The sequence below is a fragment of the Pseudoalteromonas sp. T1lg76 genome, assembly GCF_002964725.1.
Taxonomy (GTDB): Bacteria; Pseudomonadota; Gammaproteobacteria; order Enterobacterales; family Alteromonadaceae; genus Pseudoalteromonas.
The window spans coordinates 73,997-99,285 of record NZ_PQCE01000031.1; the positions used below are offsets into that span (position 1 = coordinate 73,997).

Annotated in this window: 22 protein-coding genes; 8 read left to right on the forward strand and 14 right to left on the reverse strand. The window is 49.7% G+C overall.

The features are described from left to right. Positions 1 to 60: 60 nt before the first annotated feature. The 4 genes from C2M35_RS11590 to C2M35_RS11605 all read left to right on the forward strand — a co-directional run bounded on the left by C2M35_RS11590 (position 61) and on the right by C2M35_RS11605 (position 2,815). Positions 61 to 453 carry a hypothetical protein gene (locus C2M35_RS11590; protein WP_105213890.1) on the forward strand — a complete coding sequence of 131 codons (393 nt, stop codon included), beginning with the start codon at positions 61 to 63 and terminating at the stop codon, positions 451 to 453. Positions 454 to 489: 36 nt separating this feature from the next. Continuing rightward, entirely contained in the window at positions 490 to 930 is a 441-nt protein-coding gene (locus C2M35_RS11595) for a DUF2846 domain-containing protein (protein ID WP_158677971.1), read from the forward strand. A gap of 394 nt (positions 931 to 1,324) precedes the next feature. After that, the gene (locus C2M35_RS11600; protein ID WP_234000058.1) at positions 1,325 to 1,663 is read left to right on the forward strand and encodes a MerR family DNA-binding protein; all 339 of its coding nucleotides are present in this window, start codon (positions 1,325 to 1,327) and stop codon (positions 1,661 to 1,663) included. Positions 1,664 to 1,786: 123 nt separating this feature from the next. Continuing rightward, positions 1,787 to 2,815 carry an energy transducer TonB gene (locus C2M35_RS11605; RefSeq protein WP_105265405.1) on the forward strand — a complete coding sequence of 343 codons (1,029 nt, stop codon included), beginning with the start codon at positions 1,787 to 1,789 and terminating at the stop codon, positions 2,813 to 2,815. Between the two features lie 204 nt (positions 2,816 to 3,019). On the opposite strand, the gene C2M35_RS11610 is transcribed toward C2M35_RS11605, so the two are convergent. Next, on the reverse strand, positions 3,020 to 3,427 hold the full coding sequence (locus C2M35_RS11610) for a hypothetical protein (RefSeq protein WP_105258645.1): 408 nt from the start codon (positions 3,425 to 3,427) through the stop codon (positions 3,020 to 3,022). A gap of 357 nt (positions 3,428 to 3,784) precedes the next feature. Between C2M35_RS11610 and C2M35_RS11615 the strand changes: the two genes are divergently transcribed. Further along, positions 3,785 to 4,924 carry a serine hydrolase domain-containing protein gene (locus C2M35_RS11615; protein WP_105265406.1) on the forward strand — a complete coding sequence of 380 codons (1,140 nt, stop codon included), beginning with the start codon at positions 3,785 to 3,787 and terminating at the stop codon, positions 4,922 to 4,924. Positions 4,925 to 5,165: 241 nt separating this feature from the next. Continuing rightward, positions 5,166 to 6,620, forward strand: coding sequence for a DEAD/DEAH box helicase (locus C2M35_RS11620; RefSeq protein ID WP_105258864.1), 1,455 nt, complete (start codon positions 5,166 to 5,168; stop codon positions 6,618 to 6,620). 130 nt (positions 6,621 to 6,750) lie between these two features. Here the strand turns inward: C2M35_RS11620 and C2M35_RS11625 are convergent, their stop codons facing one another. The 5 genes from C2M35_RS11625 to C2M35_RS11645 form a co-directional block, all read right to left on the reverse strand. Continuing rightward, a complete protein-coding gene (locus C2M35_RS11625) occupies positions 6,751 to 8,793 on the reverse strand; it encodes a S9 family peptidase (RefSeq protein WP_105265407.1) in 2,043 nt (680 codons plus the stop codon). Positions 8,794 to 8,989: 196 nt separating this feature from the next. Continuing rightward, complete coding sequence (locus C2M35_RS11630; RefSeq protein WP_105265408.1) at positions 8,990 to 11,056, reverse strand: TonB-dependent receptor; 2,067 nt, start codon at positions 11,054 to 11,056, stop codon at positions 8,990 to 8,992. Between the two features lie 136 nt (positions 11,057 to 11,192). Next, entirely contained in the window at positions 11,193 to 11,648 is a 456-nt protein-coding gene (locus tag C2M35_RS11635; protein ID WP_105265409.1) for an NfeD family protein, read from the reverse strand. 16 nt (positions 11,649 to 11,664) lie between these two features. Then, entirely contained in the window at positions 11,665 to 12,621 is a 957-nt protein-coding gene (locus C2M35_RS11640; protein WP_105201296.1) for an SPFH domain-containing protein, read from the reverse strand. A gap of 201 nt (positions 12,622 to 12,822) precedes the next feature. Beyond that, positions 12,823 to 14,082, reverse strand: coding sequence for a glycerophosphodiester phosphodiesterase family protein (locus C2M35_RS11645; protein ID WP_105265410.1), 1,260 nt, complete (start codon positions 14,080 to 14,082; stop codon positions 12,823 to 12,825). Positions 14,083 to 14,300: 218 nt separating this feature from the next. On the opposite strand from C2M35_RS11645, the gene C2M35_RS11650 reads away from it, so the two are divergent. Then, the gene (locus tag C2M35_RS11650; protein ID WP_234000059.1) at positions 14,301 to 15,287 is read left to right on the forward strand and encodes an LLM class flavin-dependent oxidoreductase; all 987 of its coding nucleotides are present in this window, start codon (positions 14,301 to 14,303) and stop codon (positions 15,285 to 15,287) included. Between the two features lie 90 nt (positions 15,288 to 15,377). On the opposite strand, the gene C2M35_RS11655 is transcribed toward C2M35_RS11650, so the two are convergent. The 5 genes from C2M35_RS11655 to C2M35_RS11675 form a co-directional block, all read right to left on the reverse strand. After that, complete coding sequence (locus C2M35_RS11655; protein WP_105265411.1) at positions 15,378 to 15,575, reverse strand: helix-turn-helix transcriptional regulator; 198 nt, start codon at positions 15,573 to 15,575, stop codon at positions 15,378 to 15,380. After that, on the reverse strand, positions 15,572 to 15,985 hold the full coding sequence (locus C2M35_RS11660; RefSeq protein ID WP_105201293.1) for a hypothetical protein: 414 nt from the start codon (positions 15,983 to 15,985) through the stop codon (positions 15,572 to 15,574). Before C2M35_RS11660 ends, C2M35_RS11655 begins: the two co-directional genes overlap by 4 nt. A 184-nt stretch (positions 15,986 to 16,169) precedes the next feature. Further along, positions 16,170 to 16,799, reverse strand: a complete 630-nt coding sequence (locus C2M35_RS11665) for a glutathione S-transferase family protein (RefSeq protein WP_105265412.1) — start codon at positions 16,797 to 16,799, stop codon at positions 16,170 to 16,172. 23 nt (positions 16,800 to 16,822) lie between these two features. Then, the gene (locus tag C2M35_RS11670; RefSeq protein ID WP_105265413.1) at positions 16,823 to 17,857 is read right to left on the reverse strand and encodes an NADP-dependent oxidoreductase; all 1,035 of its coding nucleotides are present in this window, start codon (positions 17,855 to 17,857) and stop codon (positions 16,823 to 16,825) included. Positions 17,858 to 17,957: 100 nt separating this feature from the next. Beyond that, the gene (locus C2M35_RS11675; RefSeq protein ID WP_105265414.1) at positions 17,958 to 18,542 is read right to left on the reverse strand and encodes a TetR/AcrR family transcriptional regulator; all 585 of its coding nucleotides are present in this window, start codon (positions 18,540 to 18,542) and stop codon (positions 17,958 to 17,960) included. 176 nt (positions 18,543 to 18,718) lie between these two features. Here C2M35_RS11675 and C2M35_RS11680 point away from each other — a divergent pair, with 176 nt between their 5' ends. Continuing rightward, positions 18,719 to 20,782: a bifunctional 2',3'-cyclic-nucleotide 2'-phosphodiesterase/3'-nucleotidase gene (locus tag C2M35_RS11680; protein WP_105265415.1), complete on the forward strand. Its 2,064-nt coding sequence runs from the start codon at positions 18,719 to 18,721 to the stop codon at positions 20,780 to 20,782. Between the two features lie 148 nt (positions 20,783 to 20,930). Here C2M35_RS11680 and C2M35_RS11685 read toward each other — a convergent pair whose 3' ends face one another. From C2M35_RS11685 to C2M35_RS11695, 3 genes are read right to left on the reverse strand one after another with little or no spacing between them, the layout of a single operon-like run. Further along, complete coding sequence (locus C2M35_RS11685; protein WP_105265416.1) at positions 20,931 to 22,358, reverse strand: CehA/McbA family metallohydrolase; 1,428 nt, start codon at positions 22,356 to 22,358, stop codon at positions 20,931 to 20,933. Positions 22,359 to 22,413: 55 nt separating this feature from the next. After that, positions 22,414 to 24,213, reverse strand: coding sequence for a TonB-dependent receptor domain-containing protein (locus tag C2M35_RS11690; protein WP_105265417.1), 1,800 nt, complete (start codon positions 24,211 to 24,213; stop codon positions 22,414 to 22,416). Then, positions 24,150 to 24,830: a TonB-dependent receptor plug domain-containing protein gene (locus C2M35_RS11695; protein WP_158677972.1), complete on the reverse strand. Its 681-nt coding sequence runs from the start codon at positions 24,828 to 24,830 to the stop codon at positions 24,150 to 24,152. Before C2M35_RS11695 ends, C2M35_RS11690 begins: the two co-directional genes overlap by 64 nt. Positions 24,831 to 25,289: the final 459 nt, after the last annotated feature.

The window sequence follows — 25,289 nt, forward strand, 5'->3', positions numbered from 1 at the left end:
CTCGACTCGCAACAAGTTGCTCGCGTGTGTTGCGGGCGTTATGTAACCAAATGAGTAAGTATGAAGTTCATCCTAGATGATATAGAAATCGAGCATATCGACAACTCTTCTCCTACTTCTGTAAAAATAGGTAAAGTAGGCTTTAGTTTTGGACACCTTACTCTTGAAGTAAATATGGACTCTATTTTACAAGCCAGTGAAGCTCTTAAAGAAGGTAAAAAACCTAAATGTTTAAAATTTGGTTCACTGTTTAAGGGATGCAGGTTCAATTTTAGAAAGCAAGAAACAATATTCTATACAGGTTCTATGAATTGGTGGTGGTTTCCATTCAACTTCCGTTGGGAGCCACTTTACTGTTTCAAAATCAGTGCGGTCAAAGAAATTGTAGAATATTTTTCGCGGTTACATAACAATCAAAAGCGACCGACGCCAAACAATGGCTCGGCTGATTAGGACGTTAAGTATAGACCAATAAGGAGAGGCAAAGTTTTGAAGTATATCTATGTAATTATTTTTACGACCTTACTAGTTAGTGGATGTGCTACAGGTCCCAAGTTTAGTCAAGCTTTAAAGCCTGAATCGAATGAAGCCTTGATATATATTTATCGAGAAGCAAGATTTCAAGGAAGCGGGAAGTCTCCTCGAATAGCATTCAACAACCAAATTACAGAACCACTGACAAATGGAGGTTACATGTATGTGTATCTTCCAGAAGGTGAATATCAAGTTAGCGTTGAAAGGAGCTTCAAGGACGAGAAGTTTACATTCAAGAACGGTCATACTTACTATCTCCAAGTTCATGCGAAATACGAAGAAGATTTTGTTTCGTACATACACTATTTTGAAATTGAGCAAATGGACGCTATTGTAGCTTCAGAAGAAATCAAGGAAGCAAGATTTGTTAGTAGGGATTTTGGCTCCGAAAACTAACAAGGCGCAGATTCGGACACAAAAATGTAGTCTCTTGCTTCACGCGAGTTTAGTCTACATTTTGTGCCGTTTTGCTGTTTGTCACCACCGTCCGCTTCTGGCACAAAACCGCCATTCAAACCTCTCCAGCATCCGTGAAAGGGCTTGGTTCACCAACTACAGCTCGAGCTAAAACTTTGATGAGTTTACAGACGTAAGCACAGCAAATAGCAGTGTACGATATACTGTGTATAGGACGAGTGTGAGGAGGGCGCAATGCGCTATAAGGTGCTAATGAATAGATTTGAATGTAAGTGCTTGCAAACTTTTTGGGCCAGTTATGAAAATAGGTGAGCTTGCAAAACGCACTGGCTTGGCCGCATCCAAAATTCGCTTTTAGGAGGACATCGGCCTGTTGCAGTTGGTTGAGCGTAAGGCCAATGGGTATCGCAGCTATCCTCCCGAAGCGGAAGTGGTGCTCAAGCTGATTGTTGATGGCCAAAAGGCCGGCTTTAGCCTGGACGAGCTGCGTCAGTTGCTGCCCGCTGATTTGGAAAACTGGCAACACGACTCCTTGCTTGGGGCAATTAGGCAAAAACTAGCGGACATAGAGGCCTTACAGGTAACTTTGGCCGAAAATAAAAAGCAGTTAATGCATATCCTTTCTGAAATCGAATCCAAACCCGAGGACATGGACTGTGCAGACAACGCCAAGCGGGTGCTGGCACAACTGGGGTTGGTGGCAAAAAAGTGAGAAAAAGCACTTTGGGTTACGGGAAATAGGGCTAAGTACTTGTTAAGTAGTTAAATTGACGGGAACGCTATTAACGGGTAGCTTAGGCAAAGTATAAAAATCAAACTAATCACAGGGAATAGTATGAAAAAGTTATCTAGCATCTTTTGCATGGCATGTGCGATGAACAGCAGTTGGTTGTTAGCGAACCAATGGGAACTTGAACAACGAGTAGAGCCAAGATACCCCATTGAAGCTGCAAAGAGTTCACAGGAAGGTTGTGTGAACGTGCAGTTTTTCGTCAACAGTGACGGTGTGCCCACTTATCTGGAAGTGCTAAAAAGCTTACCTAAAGGAACGTTCGACAAAGCGGCAATAAAAGCGCTGGAACAGTGGCGCTATAGTCCGACTGAAACAAACACAGATCGCGTTCCTGAACGTATGAAGGTTTCATTATCCTTTGCCTTGTCACCCAATCCGGATTTCGTTTATGAATGTGATGCGGTATTAACTTCCGAGTCAGAAAATATGGCCTCGTTCAGAAAAAGTCGACTTTCAACACCCATAGTTGCAAGTGACTCTGTAGTTAAAAAGCAATCACTTGAAAGGATTTTCACGGTATTAACTGACGCCGAGAAAGAACACTTTGTGAAAAGCTATTCTCGGTTGGAGTTAAAAAAGGGTGGCTCGAATAAAGGTGACTCACCCATCTCCGCGATTGATGGTCTCACTTATCATCAAATTATCCGACTTGCTGGTGAGCAGAGTTCAGAAATTGATTCGCTGAGCGCCAAAGGTAATGACAAGTCCATGCAGCCAAGCTCTGAGCAACTGCCAATCATGAGTTTTCCTGAGTTTTTGGCCACATGGAATATTGAAGATTTGTCGATGGGGATGGAATCTGAACTGTTCAAACAAATATCGTATCGTCAATTGAAGACCGAGGTATTGATAAATAGTGATGGCTCTGCCCAATTACTTAGTACATGTAGAGACGTGAGTAAGGAGATGCAAGCCGCGCTAGAATCACAGATAGCGGATTGGGAGATATCAAGCAAAGTACAATCACCCGAGGCAGGAAGGTTTATTTATTTGGTACCTTCGCCAAAAGAGCCCGGTGCTTATGTAGATTGTGATGATGCGTGGAATGATAAGCATCAGCAATCTATGTAGACTCTTCTTCTTGTTATAGAAAGGTCATTACCAAAAAAAGCAGCCTATTCCTATTAGTGAAAAGGCTGCGTTAAAACCTGATAAATACATTACTAACCCCAAGTCTGAGAGGGGCAGGCCCCCTAGTTTAGCACATAGATGGTCTCTTGTGCCGACATAACCCGTCATCCCATCTTGAGAATTTCACATGCGGTCAGAGCTAGGCTAATTACTTACCTTTAAAATCGGAAACTTACTAAAGCCGAAGTTGAGCGTCAGGGTGACAATTTCTTTGCCGTTAAACTTGCGTTCGAACTTCATCGGGTTGATATGCTCGCAGTTACCAAGAATGGCCACAAAATGCGTGTGATTAAGAGAGCGGCCGCCGCTTGAGCTGTTTTCTACGGTAACGATAACCTGGCGCTCGCCCTCGTCCGAGCTCATTGAGTAATAATCTAAGAGTTCAAACTCGTTTTGAAACGGGTGCAATTCCTTGTCGTTATCGCAATAGATTTCGCTGTTTTTAAATGGCGTATTATCCAACCTTAGGGTCTTATCGGCGTCCTCGGTTTGCCCATAAGTTGATGCCATAAGCAGCGACACAGCAAAAACTTTTGTCGTTATATTCGTCATAGATTCTTCCTTTTATTTAGCGTCTGTGAGTGACTGGGCTCGCGTTCGCTCTTTGCCGTTGCTGTGAATCACATATTGAAGTGACCTGCTCTTGTCTTGGGGCATCTTCACTCTTTTATTACCTATATTGATAACAAAGCATACGCACTTTTGCCAGCTTGGATTTTTATCGCAACACAGCTTCCTATTTGCACGCCCGATGTCGCTCTTTTCGTTTGCGCACAGTTACTTTCGATTTAAAATGCCTTTACAATTCAAATGGCTAGATTCAGGATGCATGGTATGAACATAAGGTTGAAACAAGATATCAGCCTGACTAGGTTACATCATTATCGCTAATTGGGTTAAGGACAAGGTATGGGTCTTCGTATTACCACCACACTTCTGAGCAGCACTTTGTTTTTGCTTAGCCCTAGCGGCTATAGCCTGGCCGACACAACACACAGTAAAGCCCCTTTACAGCCCGCCCAGGCGAGTGTGAAGTCTCAAATGAAGTCACAAGATCTAAGGGCCCTAAGTGCCGCCATCAAAGCGCTGATTGATGATGCATCACAGCCATTTAGCGGCAGCGTGATTTTGCTTGAAGATGGCAAGGCGCAATTAGCACTGCAAAAAGGCGAGGGGATTGACCAAAATTCCAGTTTCGTTGTGGCGTCCCTTTCTAAACAAATCACCGCCACCTTAGTATTGCGGGCGGTTGATGCCGGTAAGCTGGATTTAACGCGCTCACTCAATAGTTATCTTTTTGCGGCTGAAACCAACGACGGCGCTAAGCAAAATGCTGTTGAGCAGCACAGATACGATGAGCGAATTACCCTGCATCATCTGCTCAGCCACACATCAGGCGTTGATGCTTTGGGTAAAGCCAATCGCTTTGCGCCCGGGAGCCAGTTTCAATATTCCAACCATGGTTATGCCCTTTTAGGTCAACTACTTGAAAAGGTAAACAAGCAAGCATTCGCTGAGCAGGTGGCGCAATTCGCCAAGGACAATCAGCTTAATGCGCTGTACGCCCAAACAGGGAGTATTGAGCATATTCGTCGCAACCTGACGACACTTGCCGTTGGCTTCGATGAAGCCGATACCCTGATTGCCGCGAACATAGATATCGACGAGTCATTACTCCCGGGTGGAGGCTTGATAGCCTCGGCACCGACTTTTGCCTCGTTTGCGCATAAATTACATTCCGGCGAATTGCTCAGCCCTAAGAGCTATGAACTGATGACGCGCGCTCATACCAAGATGGATTTTTTCTGGCCGAACATGAGCTATGGCTATGGCCTTAGGCTCAACAGTGACGACGGCCTTAGAGAATACAGCCATACCGGGTATTTACCCGGGTATATGTCTATGTCACTTCACTATCCGGAATTTAGCCTGAGTCTTGTGATGCTGGAAAACATTTCCCTTAATCTCAATGATATGGAGCGAGTGTTCGAGCTGCATAATCAAATACGCCAAGCCGTTCGCGCTCATTTACTGTATAAAAAAAGCTAATTTTGGCCATCAGTTTAGAAGGGTGTGCACATTGAATTTGGCAGCAATAGTGCCTATTGGGTGTGAAATAAGTGAAAAAGTGCGGGTTATCTTTGTAATTGTGGCCAGAGTCCTTTAATCTTCGCATCTGAAACCTTTTCTGGTGAAATAACCGTCAGCCGTATTTTGCCACCCATACCGAGTTTATATGACCAACAAACAATCAGCGCCAGTGACCACTTCTATTCAATCCGACGATAATATCCAGTTCAGCGACCTAGGCCTGCAGCCGAAGCTATTACAAGCGGTCGAACAGCAGGGCTATAAGCACCCATCGCCTATCCAGGCCAAAGGCATACCCGCGGTATTATCCGGTAAAGATGTGATGGCGGCAGCGCAAACCGGCACGGGTAAAACGGCTGGATTCACCTTACCCATGCTGGAAATACTCAGTAAAGGTCAGCGTGCGCAAAATAATAATGTTCGCGCCCTGGTGCTAACACCCACCAGAGAGCTCGCGGCGCAAGTCGGCGAGAGTGTTGCAACCTATGGTCAGCAATTAGCACTGAGTTATTCCGTGGTCTTCGGTGGTGTGAAGATTAACCCACAGATGATGCAGTTGCGCCGCGGCGCAGATATCTTGGTTGCTACACCAGGACGATTACTCGATTTGTATCAGCAGAACGCCATCAAGTTTAATCAACTTGAGATGCTGGTGCTGGATGAAGCCGACCGCATGTTGGACATGGGCTTTATTCACGATATTCGTAAAATAATTAAATTATTACCGGCAAAGCGTCAGAACTTACTCTACTCGGCGACCTTTTCCGATGAAATTCGTGATTTGGCCAAGACCATAGTGACGGATCCGCTCGAGATTTCAGTCGTACCGCCTAACACGACGGCGAAAACCGTTGAGCAGTGGGTGTATCCGGTTGATAAATCCCGTAAAACGGCCTTGCTGAGCCATCTGATCAAAGAAAATGATTGGCAGCAGGTGCTGATATTTAGCCGCACCAAGCACGGTGCCAACCGTATCGCCCGTAATTTAGAAACCCGTGGCATCCCATCGACGGCAATTCACGGCAATAAGAGCCAGGGCACCCGAACCAAAGCCTTGGCTGGGTTTAAAGACGGCAGCATACAAGCACTCGTTGCCACGGATATCGCCGCGCGCGGCATAGATATAGATCAATTGCCCTGTGTGATTAACTACGATCTTCCCAATATTGCAGAAGACTATGTGCACCGTATCGGTCGAACAGGCCGAGCTGGGGCTTCCGGCTTAGCGATTTCTTTTGTGATTGCCGATGATGCGAAAGATCTAAACGACATCGAAAACCTAATTCAGCAATTGTTACCAAGAAAAGTGATTGCCGGATTTGAGCCAACGAATGAGTTGCCTGAAAGTACCCTCAAACCGCTTAAGCCAAAGAAACCGAAGAAGCCGAAAAAACCTAAAGTGAGTGTTGACGGTCAAGCTCAGGCTTCAGAAAGTAACGCACAAAATGCGCCGGCCAAAAGCAAAGAACAAACCGATAGACGTGGTCATTCCCACCACGCTAACAAAGCGCGTCGTCGTCCTGCCAACTCGAATAACCAGCGTAAGCAAAGTGGCGCAGGGAAGGGGCAAGGCCAAGGGAAGGGACAAGGTCAGGGTGAAGGTCAAGGCAGAAGAAGTAATCAGTCTCGAAATAGACGCCCTGCTGGCAGGTAATGACTTAATTGATTGAAGTGTTTATCGGAGGGCATTTCAGATCATATTTTTACTAACTCCACACAGCCGATAATGTTAAAAAAAGCGTGGTCACTTTGGTGAGCCACGCTTTTTTTATGCCGATGTCAGATTATTCGGCGTCTTTCTCGCCATGCTTTTCGAACCACCACAGGATATAGGCAACCTTGGCCATCAGGTTAGACGGCCGCGCGGTGATGCCGTGAGAGGCATCGGGAATACGCACCATGGCGGTGTCCACCCCTTGCAGCTTAAGGGCCTGATAAAACTGCTCGGTTTCCGATATCGGCGTGCGGTAGTCGGCTTCGCCGGTAAGCAGCATGGTCGGGGTTTTTACCTTACCCACATAGCTGATGGGTGAACGCTCCATATAATGCTGCATATGATCCCAAGGTTTTCCCGGGAACCAATAATCGGTAAAGAAGGGATAGAAGTCAGCGGTGAGTACAAAGCTAAACCAGTTGATCACCGGCTTGGCAACCACTGCCGCGGCGAAGCGATCGGTATGGCCCACGGTCCAGGCCGTTAACACCCCACCGCCGGAGCCGCCGGTGACGAAGAGTTTATCTGTGTCGATAAAGCCCTTGTCTATCAGGGCATCCACTCCTGTCATCAGGTCGTCGAAATCATTGCTGGGGTAGTTGTGGTGTATGGTTTGCGCAAATTGCTTACCGTAGGAGTCGCTGCCTCGTGGGTTCATATACAGCACCACATTGCCTTTGGCGGCAAAGAGCTGGGCTTCGGCGCTAAAATGCGGGCCATAGTTGGCCACCGGGCCGCCGTGGATTTCCAAAATAAGCGGGTAGCGCTTTTCGGCATCAAATTCCGGCGGGTAGACCACCCAGCCCTGAATGCCCAGACCATCGTGTTTGGATTTTACCCACAGCTCTTCTACCTTACCCAGGGTTTTAGCGCCCAAGGCATCCTCGTTTAAATGTGTCAGGCGGCGGGTATTGCCGCGCTTATTAACGGCCACATCCGCAGGGCGTTGGGTGTCGGCCAGGGTAAAGGCCACATCACCGCTGGCGCTGACGTCAAAGTCGCCGCCGGAGTAGGGGCGGCCAAAGGAGACACTGCCAATTTGCTCTGTGATCACCTTACGTTTGCCGCGCAATGGCTGATAGGCCAGGGTGGTTTGGCCCTGATCGTCATAGCTGAAGTACAGGCCGCGACCATTGTCCGCCCATTGGATCTGCTCTACCGAGCGGTCGAGATCGGCGGTGAGGCTTTGGGTATCGGCGTTGCTTAAATCGCGAATATAGAGCTGGGCGTTTTCGTAGTTGGTGCCCTTATCGTCGTAACCCACGTAGGCAAGATAGCGACCGCTGGGAGACACACTGGGGCTTCTATCCGGGCCATTACGGTCGGTTATTGCGTTGATCTCCTTGCTCTTTAAATCAAGGCTGTAGATTTCCGTGTTAATGGGCTTCAGGTCGTGTTCGTGGTGGCGGTTGGCGGAAAAATACAAGGTGTTGCCATCCTCGCTAAAGCTGAGGGCACCCCCGTGGTCAAAATCCCCCGAGCTTAACTGAGAGGCATTACCACCGTCGGCGGGAATGCTAAACAGGTGGTTGTAGCCCGCCTTGCTGTAACCGGCGCCGTCGGCGCGGTAGTACACATCATCTATAAACACAGCCGGGTCCGCCCACTTGGCGCCCTCGGGTTTACCCGGCAAGTTGACCGGATTTTTGGCTGTGGCGGGCACGAACATGCTGAACACCAGGGACTTACCATCCGGCGTCCAGGTCGGTTGCGATGGACTTTGGGTGAGATTACTGATTTTGCTTAGCGCACCCGTGCTTAACCATTTCACATAGAGCTGCGGGCTGCCGTCGCGGGTCGAGATAAAGGCCAAGCGATCCCCGCTCGGTGAAAGCACCGGAGCAAAGTCCTGATGCACGCCGCTGGTCACGGGCTGAAGCTGCTTAGTGCCGCTATCAACCTGCCAAATATTGCTGAACTTGCGGTCGGTTTTTATATCCATGCGGTTACGCACAAAGTAGACAGTCTCGCCGTCATCGCTGATGTCTATTTGATTGGCGTATTCGAGGTTAAATACGTCCTCAAGTTTGAGGGTGTGCGCGTCATTGGCAAACGCGCTCGGAGCCAGTGTCAGGGCAAGGCCTAGGGCAGAGGCCAGATGGGTGAGCTTCATAATCGAACCTTAATGAAAGACTAGTCTATTACTTGTAGAGCGGCAGAGGTGGATTTGCAACTTAATACGTTGAACTTTATAGGCTTTAATGAAAAGTATTGGCAATAACAGAGCCTGGCGGCGAGGTTCAATTCCGGGCTCAGCCGCCAGATTTACAGAGCTTGGTATATTTAAGAGCAAAGGACAGTGTGCGTTATCACCACTGGTAGCTCAGGGTAAACAGCGCCGTTCTGGGTCTGCCCGGAAAATACCGGTCGCCACTGAAAGTGGTGTAGTCGGCGCGCTGTGCATAGGCAACATCGGTCAGGTTCTCTATGCGGGCTATGGCTTGCCAGCCTTTAGCAAGCTGCCAGCTGGCCCGCAGGCTAAGCAGATCATGGCCGTCATAGCTGTGTTGATTTTCGGCATCGGTAAAGTAGTCGCTAAGATGGTGCCACTGCAGCGACACTAACAGGTCATCGCTTGGCCGCCAATTGAGGCGGCTGTCGGCGATAAGGCGTGGCGCCGTATCAATAATATTACCGCGAATATCCACCTCGCCCAGCGGTTGATTATGACGATAGGTGTGCAGGGCATTGGCCATGGCCAATTGCAGGCTCCAGGCATGGTTAAAGCGGTAATCGAGCTCAAGCTCAATGCCCCTATGCTTGGTTTTACCCTGACTGACGTTAAAGAAATCACTGTTGCGATAAATCACATTATCCTTGTACATCAGATAACCGGACAGGGTAAATTGCCAGTGCCCGTAATCCCCCTTTACACCCAGCTCCAGACTGTCCAAGCTTTCACTTTCGAGCTCGGCAAGGTCTTGCTGACGCTGGAGCTGATAGAGCTCGGCGGTATGAGGGGCACGATAGCCCTTGGCCAGGTTGGCATAGGTGAGTAGCTCGGCGTTAAAGCGATAGCTCAGTGCCAGCTTGGGCGAGAGATCATCAAAATAGCTGATGTCACTGCTGGGGCGAGAATATCGGCAACCACCCATGGCGCAGGGCGTGCCGTCGTCCTTGGTGCGGCCATCTAACATGCGGTTGCGGTAATCGTAGCGTAGCCATTCATAGCGAGCACCCAGGTTGGCCTGCCAGCCGTTGTGGCGATATTGTAAGGCCATAAAGGGGGCATAGCCGGTGGCATAGACGTCGTAATCGTACTGTTTCCCCTGGGGTATGGTGGCTTGTAAAAACGCCGAGCCATCAGTTGGACTTTCCTGGAACTGCCACATCTTGCCCTGAGTGTATTCGGCATCGAGCCCCCCCTGCAGCCGCCAGCGCTCATTGATCTGGTGCTGCATTAGGGTTTGCACGCCGACACCGTGCTGGGCATTGTGCTCAAGGGGCTTGCCGGGCAAGAAATGCTTGCGAAAGGTCATGCGCTGATCGCGGGCGTAGGGAGTGATAGCTATCTGTGTTTGCTCACTGTATTGCCACTTCAACTTAGACCATAAACGCATGGCGCGATTGTCGCGAAAGGCCTCGGGGTTAAGGTTTTGCTGCACCAACTCCTCGTCTTTATAGCTTTCAAAACCTTCGATATACCCCGCAGTTTGTTGTCTCAGGTTGGTGTAGCTAAAGCCGTTTTGCAGCGTCAGGCTATCGCCATCATAGCGGTGGCGCAGGTTAAACTTTTCCTGATCGACGCTTTCGTCATCGCGATAGCCCGAGTCGCGAGTGACGCTGGCGTTAAAGCCGACGCCTTGCGTTCCATAATCCTGGCCGGCACGCAGTTTTGCCCGCTTATAGCCGTAGGAGCCCAAATCAACGGCGCCGTAACCGCCACCTAGGGTTGGGTCCTGGGTGATTACATTAATCACCCCATGCACGGCATTGCTGCCATACAAAACTGAGCCTGGGCCTTTAAGTACTTCAATACGTTGCGCCATTTCGCTATGGGCTTCGAACAGTTCGTTGACGTTACAAAAGCCGGGTGCGCGCAGCGCTATGCCGTCCTCCAGAGTTAAAATGGCGGCACAAGCACCGGCGCCGGTATACACGGGTGAGCGCAGAGCCGGCAAGTATTCCTGGCCATTACCATGTTGCAAGTTGGCACCGGCCACTCCCTGTAAGGCTTTTTCTATATGACTGGCGGCAATGAGTGCCAGTTCTTGCTCACTTACCGCACTGATTGCCAAAGTGGTGGCATCGTCATTGATATCGAGGCGCGAGGCGGTGGTGATTATGCGTTCGATGGACGACAGCGAAGGTTCTTCGCTGGCATACAAACAGAGAGGACTGGCAAATAAGCAGGGAATAAGCGCGCGTTTTAACATAGTTTGGTAGACGGTTTTTCTTGCATGTTACTGAGTTACTTGAGGTAGTTTCAAGCGGATACGGTCAAGCGGGCATAAAAAAGCGCCTGCCGGTATGCCAACAAGCGCTTTCAATTTGGGGGAGTTTAGCTGGGGCCTACTCGCAGGCGGCTACCCACATCACACCCACTTCTTTTTTTACCACCTTAACCTGGGTGCCAGCGCTAAGCGGCTGCTCACTCTTCAGTTTCCAACTGATGCCGGAATAGGCGTAATGAGCCAGACCCTGATCGTTTACGTCTTCTGTCAGAGTAAAGGTCAGCTCGGCAAAGTCAGAGTGCACTTGGGCGTTGTCACGTTGCTCCTGCACGCGCTTGAGCGGTTTCCACAGCAAGGCAGCCAAGGCGAGAGTGATCAGGGTGTTGCTCCACAATGCCATGGTTAATGAGCTCTCCAATAAGGAAAAGTTCATCATTATCCCTGTAGCCAACAGCGACAGACCCAATAACAACAGGATTATGGTCGACATACCCAGCACCGCGACCTCTACGATAAGGGCGAGTACGCCCAAAATCATCAGGGCTTCGGCAAGGTTGTTGGTGATCAGATCCATGGCTTACTCCTCAAAGTTAACTGATTTTTTGTTTGTTATTCAGGGAGTTGATAATAGACATCCCTTGCGCCACCAATGAGCTAGCATCTGTGCCGCTCTCCGGGAGTAATACCACGGAAGACTCGCGGGCGATGGCTTCTTTGGCGGCAATGGCCTTGGTGGCAAGATCAAGCTGAATGGCTTTTTGACCTTGCTCGGTATCGGCAGCAGCACCAACTTTAAGCAGAGCATCCGCCTGGGCTTCGGCCACGGCGATAATGGCCTGGGCTTCACCCTCGGCTCTTAGAATTTGCTCGGCCTTTTCCGCTTCAGCGGCCAGTACCTGTGATTGTTTCTTACCTTCGGCCACGTTGATAGCGGCTTGACGATCACCTTCAGACTCAAGGATTTGCGCACGTTTTACACGTTCGGCCTTCATCTGGGCTTCCATCGCTTCCATTACCGAGTTAGGCGGCACTATGTCTTTAATTTCATAGCGTAGTACCTGAATACCCCAAGGCTCGGAAGCCTGGTTAATTGCCGCGACGATATTGGTATTAAGCAAATCACGCTCTTCAAAGGTTTTATCCAGCTCCATTTTACCCAGCTCAGAACGCATGGTGGTTTGCGCCAATTGGGTTACGGCAAATACATAGTCATCAACACCATAGGTTGCCTTGTATGGATCTAGCACGCGGAAGTACAACACGCCGTCAACAATCAACGAGATATTGTCTTTGGTGATTGCCGACTGCGACGGTACGTCCTGAGCCTGTTCTTTTAGGCTGCGATCAGCGGCGATACGGTCGATAAAAGGCACGATAAAGTTAAGACCGGCTTCTTTGGTTGATTGATATTTACCAAAACGTTCAATCAGCCAGGCGCGGTTTTGTGGAACGAACTTCACGCTGCTTTTTAGTAGCACAATCACGAAGATCAGTAGAAATGCCTCAACCGTGAATAGCATGTTGAGGATCTGCGAAACGGGGTCCATATTACTCTCCTTAGAAAAGACCGAAATTAGGGCGCTTGCTTGTTATTGCTTAATAATACGCCGTATCTAGCCTACCACCGCGTCCCTATTTGCGCCATAAAAATATGAACTTTACGTGAATAATGAAAGGCTTAAGTCAGTTCTATAGCTGGCGCTGAAGTTGCGTTGTACGGTCTTTGGAAGAGGTGTGTTGGTGTGTACTTACTTTTGTTTTAATTCTTTCTTATCCGGCGCCAGTAAACAATTAGCGTAATAGGTGGTGGTCGCCGGCCAGTCACTAAAGACGGCTATCACGCCTACCTCTTGTGCCAGCACATCCAATACCTGCATCAGCACGCCGTCATGCTTGACCGCCTCAGTAATTGACTGATAGTACCAACCGCCGCCATTTTCCAATGGGCCGGAGCGCTCCAGCGACCAGGCAATGATCTTTAACCCTGCAGTCTTGGCGGCCTTGGCATAGGCCGAGGGCACTATCTTCTTGTCTTGGTCTAAATCAAGCAGCATCCAGATTGGTGGGGCAATCACTTCTATGCCCTGATCCGCTAAGGCTTTCATGCTGGGTGACCAGGTGCGTGGGCTGCGGTGATCGAATAATAGGTCACTATCACGGTCATCCAAGTACACAGTTTGTGCGGCAAACTCAGGGTGGCTGTCAATCCAATACTGTACATCATCGCGGTTAAAAGACTGCGGCCACACTAGGCTTGGGGGCACCTGAGCCTGACGATATTCTTCGATCATCTTGGCGGCGTAATCCGTTTGCGACATGCCTTTAAATGGCATTTTAACCTCGGGAGCCTTGAGTTCAGGCGTCATTTGCACACCGAGCTCTTTAAACAGCGCAATACTCTGTGCATGGGTCATCAGCGTACCTTGGTGTGCATAGAGGTCGGTGCGCCAGTCGGCGGTGCCACGCAGATAGTCTGCCACTGTTTTAGCATTCTCGTTGGCGCCATCCATTTTCCCCTTTAAGGTTTTAAATTCCGCCAGGGTGATATCACTGGTACAGCATTTGGCGCTTGCCGGTTTGCCATGTGCGGCCGGTGTAAATGGTTCGGAGCACTTGGCTGCCAGCTCGGTTTGCAAAATATTGGTGGTGGTATGCAGATCGCATTGAGAATGCCGACACACCAGCTCCTTGTCAGCGGTAAAGGTGATATCACACTCGAGCACGCCAGCGCCCATGCGCGCTGCAGCCAGGTAGCTCTCGCGGGTATGCTCGGGAAATTGCAGCGGGGCGCCGCGATGGCCGATGGAAAAAGAATGGGCCTTAACTTCCTTGTCACCACAGGCGAGCAAGGTGTCTTTCAGGGCGCTTGGCGTCATGGCATCAATAAGCGCATAGGGCCGTGGGCCTAGCTGCACCTGCGTATGGGCACTTGTTATTGTCGCTGTACTTTCCGCGGCGTAGGCTTGGGGTAGTGATGCGAGAAAAATGATGGTGAGGGCAAAGCGCATAGGCAGGTCTTATCTTAAATAGTCCCGAGCATATTCTTAAGCATAGTGCTCAAGCGTGTTAATTTTATGACATTTTTATCTTAGCTTAAGCATAAATAGGTTTTGAGTAAGGCCAATTGATGCCATTTAGGCCACAAAGATGTGTTTTTAGTTGTCTCTATCCGAGCGAATAAAACTGCTACTCTAGCGCCCTGACAATTTTTAACCTTGGTGAATGTATGATGGCAAAATTACCTCCTTTAAGTGTGCTTGACCTGGCACCCGTGGTGCAGGGGAGCTCAACGCGGGATGCATTAATGCGCGCAAAAGAGTTGGCACAGCATGTTGAGCGCCTGGGCTATCAGCGTTTTTGGATGGCTGAGCATCATAATATGCCCGATATCGCCAGCGCCGCTACTTCCACCCTGCTGGCCTATATCGGTGCGCATACCGATAAGATACGCATTGGCTCAGGCGGTGTGATGCTGCCAAACCATGCGCCCATGGTGGTGGCGGAGCAGTTTGGTACCCTGGCGACCTTGTTCCCGGATCGCGTTGATCTCGGCATAGGTCGCGCTCCAGGCAGCGATGGCGCTACCACTCATGCGCTACGTCGCGACCCAAGTGCGGCGGAAGATTTAGAGCCGCAAGTCGATGAACTGGCTTATTTCCTCGCCGATGCCAAGCCCGGACAAAGGGTACGCGCCTATCCCGGAGCCGGTACTCAGGTGCCGCTATGGTTATTAGGCTCGAGCACTTACAGCGCCATGTTGGCGGCGAAAAAGGGGCTGCCCTTTGCATTCGCCTCACATTTTGCCCCCGATTTTATGATGCGTGCTATTGAGTTGTACCGCCAGCAGTTTCAGCCCAGCCAGCAACTGGCCGAGCCTTACGTTATGGGGGCGGTGAATGTGATAGCCGCCGATAGCAACGAAGAAGCGGAATACCTGGCCACCACAGGACAGCAAAAATTTGTCAGCATGCTGCGTGGGCAGGAGGGGCTAATTCCACCGCCAACCGAGAATATGGATATGATTTGGACCGCAGCGGAGCGCCAGCAGGTCACTCATATGTTGCGCGAGTCCATCGTTGGTAATCGGGACAAGGTACAAGCCGGGTTACGTGGGTTACAGGCGCGCACCGGCGCCGATGAGATCATGGTTAATGCCATTATTTATGATCAACAGGCTCGATTGCGCTCCTACGAATTGATCGCCAAGGGCTAATGCCAATCATTTTAGGTCGGTCTTTGCCGCTAAGGTTGTAGGTCGGCCTTCAGGCCGACAATAATGCTAGAAGTATCTTTGCCGGACTTCTTAGTCGTTTTCGTCCTCAAAAATTTCCTCAATGGCGAGGTTAAACAGCCTCGCGCATTTAAAGGCCAGGGGGAGACTTGGGTCAAACTTGCCTTTTTCTATAGCGTTTACCGTTTGCCGCGAGACACCCAGGGCGTTTGCTAAATCGGCTTGAGTCCAATCGCGCTCGGCACGCAGTACCTTTAAGCGATTTTTCATCTGTATCTCCACATGCCGATAATTATGGCGGCTATGTAGGCCAGGGCCATAATAACTATGAGTACGGCAATATTGGCCTCTTGCTGGATCACCCCAAAATTCGATAAATAGCTGTAACTGCTGCCCGCCACTATGCCTGTGCCGGCGGTGATCGCCGCTGCCTCAATCTGTACCTTTTGTTGCAGTTCGTCGAGGGCCTTAATGTGCTTGATATAAGCACGGATCATTTGCATTCCCAGCAAGAGGTTAATTGCGATGGCAATAAGCGACAGGCTGATGTTATTTGTCCATAACAATTGATGGCCCAGAGTCGCCAGCGCTGCCGAGCCAACCCAGGCTCCCGTCCATAGCGCCAGCTGCTTGGTGGTGTTGATCACCGCGGGTCTCGAATCAAGTTGCTCACAGGTCATAAGTCTAACTCCTTTGTCTAAAAGTTATGTTTACTTTACATTTAAGTTAGGCTTGGATTGTTTTTATGTCAAGGGTGTTTTACAGAAAGTCATCAATAGATGTCTTTGGAAGGGACCGTATTGGCGATAAAAAAAGGGGTAATTGTTGCCAATTACCCCTTGGGTGTCGTTGCACTAATCTGCGCTAATTTACCGAGGTATCCAGCTCGGCCTCAACCGCATCGGCCTTATGAAAGGCGGGGTGTGTGGCCAGTTGCTCGCTATAGCGTTGAAGGTTGGTGTATTGCTCGATTAGGCCAAACTTGTGCAGTATCTCAACGATAAAGGACATCATGATATCGGCGCCGGTCAATCGCTCTTCCACCAGGTAGGTTTTGCCTGCCAGGCTGGCGTCAAAGTAACTCATTACCTTATGAGTTTCGATATCGGCATAGCCGTCGAGAAAATTCATCTTGGCGCCGTCTTTATTGACAAACATCTTAAGCAACAGGGGTAAAATCGCCGAGCTTTCGGCGAAATGCAGCCACTGCTGGTATTGGGTGTATGCCACAGTGCCGCGCTCGGGTGCCAGCTGTTGGGCGCCATATTTGTCAATCAGGTAATCGGTGATGGCACCGGATTCGGTGATCACCTGGTTATCATCTTCAAGCACCGGCGATTTGCCCAGCGGATGGATGCTTTTTAGCTCCGGTGGGGCCAAAAATGTCACGCTATCGCGCTGATAGGGCACAACCTGATACTCCAGCCCCAGCTCTTCAAGCAACCAGATAATGCGTTTAGAGCGAGACTGGTTAAGGTGATGTAGTTTAATCATATTTTCTTCCTTATTGCGCAATATTAAAGAGGATCGTTCACTTTAATGACCAGCTTGCCGAAGTTTTTCCCTTCAAGTAAGCCCATAAAAGCCTCGGGTGCATTATCCAGCCCGGCCACGATCTGCTCCTTATACTGGATATGACCTTGCGCCAGCCATTGGCTCATATCATTCGCAAACTCATCGTAGCGATGGCCGTAGTCATCAAAGATAATAAAGCCCTGCATCTTGATGCGTTTGATCAGCAGTTGCCCCATCAATAATGACAGGCGATCCTGGCCTTGTGGCAGCTCGGTGGCATTGTATTGAGAGACCAAACCGCACAGTGGCACGCGGGCGCCGGTGTTCAGTAGCGGCATTACCGCATCGAATACCTTGCCGCCAACGTTTTCGAAGTAGATATCGATGCCTTGGTCGCAGGTTGCTGCCAGTTGCTCGGCAAAATCGTCGGCATAGTGATCGAGACATTTATCAAAACCCAATACCTCTTCGGCATAACGGCATTTTTCCGCGCCGCCGGCAACGCCGATCACACGACAACCCTTAAGCTTGCCGATTTGCCCTACGGTGGCGCCCACCGGGCCGGTTGCTGCGGCCACGACTAAGGTGTCACCGGTTTTAGGTTGACCTATATCCAACAGCCCCATATAAGCGGTAAAGCCGGGCATGCCCATAACGCCTAAGGCGTAAGAAGGGTGAGCGGGGTTTTTACCCAGCTTGATCAGATCCTTGCCATCGGAGATGCCATAGTCCTGCCAGCCGGTGTAGGCCAGCACCCATTCACCCGGTTCAAAGTCGCTGTTGTGTGATTGCTCAACCTGGCAGACGGTACCGCCGACCATAACGTCATTGACGGCCACCGGCTCGGCGTACGATTTGGCGTCGCTCATGCGCCCACGCATATAAGGGTCGAGTGATAAATACACGCTGCGCAGCAGGATTTCGCCTTCTCGCGGCTCGGGTTTAGCGCTGGTTTCTAAGCGAAAGTTAGCCGCCGTCGGGGCGCCATGAGGGCGTGATGCCAATACGATGCGGCGGTTTTGGGTTGAAGCTGACATAGGTATTCTCCTAAATGCAATTTTTGATTAGACCGGTCGTCTAGTGTTCGTTGCAAAAAAACCGCCAAACACATGGCGGTGTAATTTCATCGCCGGGCGTTTAGCCCTGCAATAACTGTTTGGTGTTCTCCAGGCACTGTTTTAGCCCGGCTTGGTCCTGATATAGCTTGTTCAACAAGCTGGCACCAATCCATAGAAAATAGATTTGCTGCGCACTTTGCTTGGCATCGATGGCCTTAATTGAGCCGTCGGTCATGCCGCGTTTAATGCATTTGGCTATGGTATCGACAATTCTATCGGCACCGTTTTTCAAGGCAACACGCATGGGCTCGGACAGATCCGATACTTCCGCACCTAATTTAACGATCAGGCATTTGTTGGCATTACAACTGCCCTTATCCTGAGCCAGCCACAGCTCAAAATACTGGATCAGTGCCTGATAACCGCTGAGCGCCGGGTTTTCAAGCAGCCCGGTGATGGCTTCAAGGTATTGGCTAAAATAATCCTGGATCAGCGCCTCGCCAAAATGCTCCTTCGACTTAAAGTAGTGATAGAAAGAGCCCTTGGGCACATTGGCGGTTTTTAACAGCTCTGAAAGGCCCACGGACGTAAAGCCCTTGCTGACGATTAGCTCGTAGCCGACCTTTAAAATATGCTGGCGTGTGTCATTGGTTTTTGCGTTCATGGCGTCCATTCTAAACTTGATTAGACCAGTCGTCTAGTTTTCATTGAGGTGCGTATTTAAGGAGGTCTGGAGCGAAGCCTCGATTACATTTTGATACTACTTTTTCATCATAAATTCATAAAACCTTTTTAGGGTGACGGGGCAATCTTCATTTTCAAAAAAACTATGGAATAAGTATGAAAACCCCATTCAATAACAAGCACTTATTAAAGTCTACTTTGGCATTAGCCGTTGCTCTAAGCCTCAGCGGTTGCAGCTCAAGTAACGACAATGACGATGACCAAGGCATTGGCGTGAGCCCCTCAGCCACGGTGAGTTTGCGGGTCATGGAAACCACAGACATTCACATGTATTTGTCGAACTATGACTATTTTGCCCAAGCGCCATCGGAAACCCTGGGGCTGGTTAATACCGCCACCTTGATCAAAGAAGCCCGCGCCGAGGTGCCTAACAGTGTCTTGGTGGATAACGGCGACCTAATTCAAAACAGCCCGCTGGGCGACTATGAAGCCCTGGTGCGCAAGGACGATATTCTCAATGGCGCGACTCACGTGGCCTATAAGGCCATGAACCTATTGGACTATGACGTGGCTAACCTGGGCAATCACGAATTTAACTTTGGCCTGGAGTTTTTAGATGCCACCTTGGCGGGAGCCGATTTTCCTTATGTAAATGCCAATGTGTACGTGGATGACGGTGATAATGATGAGAGTAACGATCAAAACCGCTACACGCCTTATTATATTCAAGACAAAATCGTCTTCGACAGCGATGGCAACGAGCAAACCGTTAAAATCGGCTACCTGGGGCTAACACCGCCGCAAATTATGCAGTGGGACAACGCCCATTTGCAGGATAAGGTGATCGCCAAGGATATCGTCGCCACCGCCGAGAAGTTTGTGCCGCAAATGAAAGAGGAAGGCGCCGATATTGTTATTGCCATTCCTCACTCCGGGTTAACCGCCAGCGCCTATGAAAGCATGGCCGAAAACACCGCCCTCTACCTTTCTCAGGTAGAGGGAATAGACGCCATCTTATTTGGTCATAACCACCGTGTTTTCCCCGGCGATGCCGCCTATGATGGCTTTGAAGAAGCGGGCATAGATAATGTCAATGGCACTCTCAATGGCGTGCCCGCGGTGATGCCGGGCTTTTTCGGTAATCATCTGGGTATTATCGACCTGGAGCTGGAGCCCACAGAAAACGGTGGCTGGCAGGTTGCAAGTTCGGCGGTGAGCAACCGTGCCATCAGCACCAAGGATGCAGAAGGCAACTTTGTCGACCTAGCCGAGGCCGATGGGGAAATTGCCGCGGCCATCGAGCTTGAACATAAGGCCACCATCGACTGGGTGAGTGAGCCGTTTGCGAAGATATCTGCACCCATCTTTAGTTTCTTCGCCCTGGTACAGGACGACCCGTCCATTCAAATCGTTGCCGATGCGCAAATCGCCTGGGGTAGGGCCTTTATTCAGGGCACCGAATTAGATGGTTTGCCGGTACTTTCGGCGGCAGCGCCGTTTCGTGCCGGGCGCAATGGCGTGGAGGATTACACCCATGTAAAGGCGGGCGATATTGCAATGCTCGATACCGTCAGCCTGTACGTTTTCCCCAACACCATTCGCATGGTGAAGGTATCAGGCGGTGACGTAAAGGAATGGCTAGAGCGCTCCGCTGGTCAGTTTAACCAAATCGACATGAGCACCAGTGCCGAGCAAAACCTGCTCGACACCAGCTACCCTACCTTTAACTTCGATATCATCGATGGCGTCACCTTTGAAATCGACGTGACTCAGCCTAAGCGTTATGACAACGAAGGCGTGCTTATTAACCCAGAGAGCTCGCGCATCGTTAACCTGCAGTATCAAGGCCAGGCTATCGATCCTGAGGCGGAGTTTTTGGTTGTGACCAATAACTATCGCGCCAGTGGTGGCGGCAACTTCCCGGCCATAGATGGCAGCAGCCGTGAAACCTTTGAAGGCCCGGATGAAAACCGCGGTGTGCTGCGCAGCTATATCATCAGCGAAGCGGCGAAATCGCCAGAGACTGGGTTAGATCCTTCCGCGGACAACAACTGGCGCTTTGCCAAGGTAAGCACAGACACGCCACTGAATGTGGTGTTTAGAACCTCACCTTTGGATGATGTGGCCGCCATCGCCGAAACCCTGCCGGCCGTCACACCGACCTCACCGCTTAAACTCGATGAAAACGGCTTTGCCCTCTATCGCATCGACTTACAGTAATAAGATGTTAATAGAATCATAAGGTTAGAATGAAGGCCAGTGGTGAGTACTGGCCGTCATTTATGCTATTGCTGGTGCTCAAGTTCTTGAGCCCAGCGTTAAAGTTAAAGAGGGGTCAGGTGCATTCAAAGGGGCATCTAGCACCCCCTTATGATGTGCGCCGAAAGTATATCGGGCTGGTAACAAACAGCAGTTCATCGTTTTGGTTGTACACCTCGGCATGGGCCCACTTTAAATTCCTAGTCTCAAGCTGTATCGTCGCTTCGCCAGACTCTAAAGGCAACGCCATCGAGTCGTTATTGCTGTAAAACACCACCTTTTCACCCTTGCTGCTTGGCAAGGTCAAAGCAAGTTCAATTGAATCAGTACCCGTAACCTTCACCCTGTCACCTACCTCAAATGACTGCAAGCTCACACGGGCAATTAGTTTTGGAATGCGGGTGTCATTCACCTTGGTGGTGACAAAGGTTTTACCTGCTTTAATGCCTTCGAGTAACGCCGGTGTGCTCAAACTGTTGGCATAAATGACTGTAGTAGGGCTGCCAATGTCACCAACGCCTTGCTCATGACTGTGCCCATTGTGATTGTCGCTACCCGCAATGGCCGCGATTTTATACCCTTGATTCAACAGTGCATGCCAGAAGGTGCGGGCGTTGAAGGTGTCTTGATGGTTTTTGCGTACCGAACCGTTAACTACTTCAATGGCGTGCACCTGGGTGTAGTCGGTCTTCGCTATCCAACCGCAGCCCATACAGGCTTCACCGGACGGAAGTGCAGGGTGGTTGATAGACAAAATACCATTGTTATTAATGACTTGCTGCTGCAAGCGAGTGACATCACCATCAGTGACAGTAAAAGGGAGATGCTTGGTCACGCCAAACACATTAGCATGGCCAAAAAAGGTGGTGATTTCTCTGGCTGGCATCAGCAATACATCATCAAAATAAGGTTGCAGCGCGAATAATTCGTTATGCTGAGAAAGCGTGTTGTGCTCGCTCATCGCTATGAAATCTAAACCTTTTTGCGCTGCATTCTGCACAGACCAACTAAGCGGGCAACCCACTTTTTGTTGTTGCGTTGACGGGCAGTGGCCGTCGCTATGCCCAGAGTGCGCATGTAAGTCACCGCGGTACCAGTTTGCTTTGTCGTTAAGTGATACGCTGCTAAAAGCGGTGGCATCGGTGTTGTAATACAGCGCTATGCGGTATTCGCTGGAGGACGCTTTGCGAATATTGGGCACCCCTAAAATGAGTTGCCACTTACCGTCGCGTATCTGTGTGGGTAAGTAACCGGGACTGGCATAACTGCGCGAAATGACGATGCGTTTTTTACTGCCGCCACTCCAGCCAATAAACCCGCTTGGGTCGTTTAATCCCAAATCGATAACTGTGCGCTTATCACGATTGTATTCAAATTCAATCACCAATTCTTGGGTGTTGTTTGGTACTTCAAAATCAATGTATTGGTAACTTTGGTGCGCGCTGCCGTCAATGCTGCCGGAAATAACCTGATCAGGCACAGAGGCATGGGCGGCAAGCGTGTTAAACAGCACTAATACGAATAAAAAAATACGCATGATTTCTCCTAAAAAAGAGCCCTTTCGGGCTCTTTGAACAAGGGACTACGGAGGGTTAGAAGCTGTAGCGCAATGACGCGCTAATGGTGCGACCTAAAATTGGACGCGCTAAGAAGTAGTTGCTTTCGTTGGTTTCGCCGATGAATTGCCCGCCGCGGGGGTTGCCTTCTGTTAAACCGACCTCATTATCTATGTTCTGCATATTCAAGTAGGCAACGAACTCGTCATTGATGTCGTAGCGCATGCTTAGGTTAAATACATGATAACTTGGTAGCTCTACCGTGTTGGCAACGTCGCCATAGCGGTCGCCATAGTATTCCGCGACCAACTCGGTTCTTAAGCGGCCGTCGAGTAGGTTAATCCCCACCACGCCCCGGTAACTTAGCTCAGGCACGCGAATCAACTGGTTACCACCAAAATCAACCGCTTCGCCCTGCTGGTTGGTAAAGTTAAAGGTATCGTACTCTGCGGATTGCCAGGTCCCCGTTAGCGCGAAATCCAGTAAATCAGACGCTTGCCAGAATGACTCGACCTCGACACCGTATGTCTTGGTGTCGCCGTAGGCGGTTTGGTCTCGGTAGCTGTTAGTCGTAGTATCGAAAATGTAATCGGTGAAGCGCATATTTTCGAAGTGAGTGTAAAACGGTGTCGCATACAGATTGAAGTTGTCGGTGCTGAATTTCACGCCCGCTTCAAACATGGTGATGGGCTCCACCTTTAAGTCGTCTCGATCCGGGTTGCCGTTAAAATCTGAGGCGTTCGGGGCTCTAAAACTGTCTGTGTAGCGGACAAAGTAGCCAAGTTCATCCGACTCTTGGTAGTTAAGTCCGGCGGTCCAGGCAAATTCCTTGTACTCTCTGTCGATATGTTTGAATTCACCATTCCCTGTGATGAAGTTATCGTCGGCAAAGGTACTGGATGCTTCAAGATCGACAACTTGGGTGCCCTCAACCGTGCCGGAAAGCTCAGATACTTCGTAGCGGCCACCTAGGTCCAGTCGCAGAGCCGGGGTTATTTGCCACTCATCGGCGGCGTAGAAAGCATAAATATCGGCGCCAGCATCTACGTTGTTATACAAGGAGCCGTAACGCAAAATACCGTTTTCTGTGATACTGCCGATTTGCTGGTTTTGTTCATCCACAATCACAGCGTCAACCAAGCGGGCCCTATCCGCTACTTCAAACATGGCCGTTGCCATGTAGCGAACAAATTCGTAGTCGTAATTTGCTATGTAGGCACCGAAAGAGAAGTCGTGTTGCTGTTGGCCAATCGCAAACTGTTTGGAGAAGCGCAAATCGTTGATGACTTCATCAAGCGGCACCGACACCGACAGTAAATTACCATTTAATACCAGACCATTGCCGCGATTATTCTCAACATCAAAAGGCGTATCCGGGTGGTTTGTAAAGGCCAGTTCAACATGGCTATTGTCGGGAAGTTGAGATGCATATTGTGTCGATAGATCATCAATACGCTGCTGTGCATCTGTGATCCCGCCTGTGGGGAACAAGCCGTTACGCAGGGTATCACTTTGGCGATAGCGGAAGTTGTTCGCTAACTGCCAACCGTTTTGCAGGGTAAAATCCGCTTTTACGGTAAATTGATTAAGCTCGGTGTGGGTCCCGTCGTTGAGATCAAAGTCATAGCCGTCGCCCAGATTGCGATAGACATTATGGGCAACCTCTGGCCCCATCATGGTGCCGAAATTGGCATCAACACCGGGAGCGCCGGTGATATCGCCGTCGTCGTCATAGGTAAGGGGGATGGGCAGTAAAAATGCGACCTTATCGTTTAAGTGTTTGTAGTCGACAAAAACCTCGCCTTTATCAAAACGTTTGCCAGCGCTGATCCGCACTTGTCCACCGCGGTTTGCGGTAAAGCCAGGATCGCGCACGCCATCATTTTCTCGATAGAAGCCGCCGAGGAGACAAACATGTCGTTGTCTAGGGCCTTACCATAGTATCCATCGAAGCGATAATGGCCGTAATCCGCCAACTCAAGCTTCATTACTGCACTGTCATAGTCATAGGCTTTACGGGTGATGAAGTTAACCATACCGCCGGGCGCATTTGAGGCAAAAATCGGCGAGGGACCACCGCGCACCACTTCTACACGTTCGATGGTTTCATCTAAGCGAAACGATTGGTCGGCATTGAGATAACCAAGACCGCCATCATGTTGAATGGCTAGTCCGTTCTCTTGTAAAGATACCGATGAGTAGCCATCTCGCGGGATCCCTCGGGCGCGGATGTTATTGCCCGCTTCACCACCTGAAGACTCAACCCAAAAGCCAGGTACTGTTTTTAGCACATCAGCCACACTCAGGGGGTTATTGGTCACTAAGTCTTCATCGCTTAGCGTTGAAATCGCGTAACTCGTTTCCGCCTTTCGTAAAAACCCCGCACCAGCTCGGCCGGTAACAACGATTTGCTCGATATCGCTTTCTTTAGCCACATCATCTTGATTCGCCAACAGAGGAAAACTTGCAACACAACAACTCGAAACTACAGCTGCTAAATAACTAACTTTGAACAACGACTTCATTTTATTTCTACTTCCGGAGCTAAAAGGAGCGGCTAAGGTAAGGAGGAAAAATGTCAGTTTGGTTACAGCCAGATTAAAATTTCGAGTATGGGACTTTGGTCCTATATGCTTGATTTTAAAGTGTTTTATTTTGTAATCAAGGTGTGTGATTTTGTTTTTTGAATTGCTTTTAGCCTTAAAAATCAACTACTAATATTGTGCTTTTCGGGATATTGAAGCTTGGTAGGCGACCTTGTTGAGCAGGAATTTAGGTTGAAAAAGATTCAAAAAGTGGCGTTTCAGGTTGTTGTGGTAAGACCAGTTTAAGGGGGGGCTGTAACCCCTTTTGAAAGAAATGGCGCCTTAACAGGGTAAAGCGCCATGCCTGTTAGCCCGATGCATTAACTT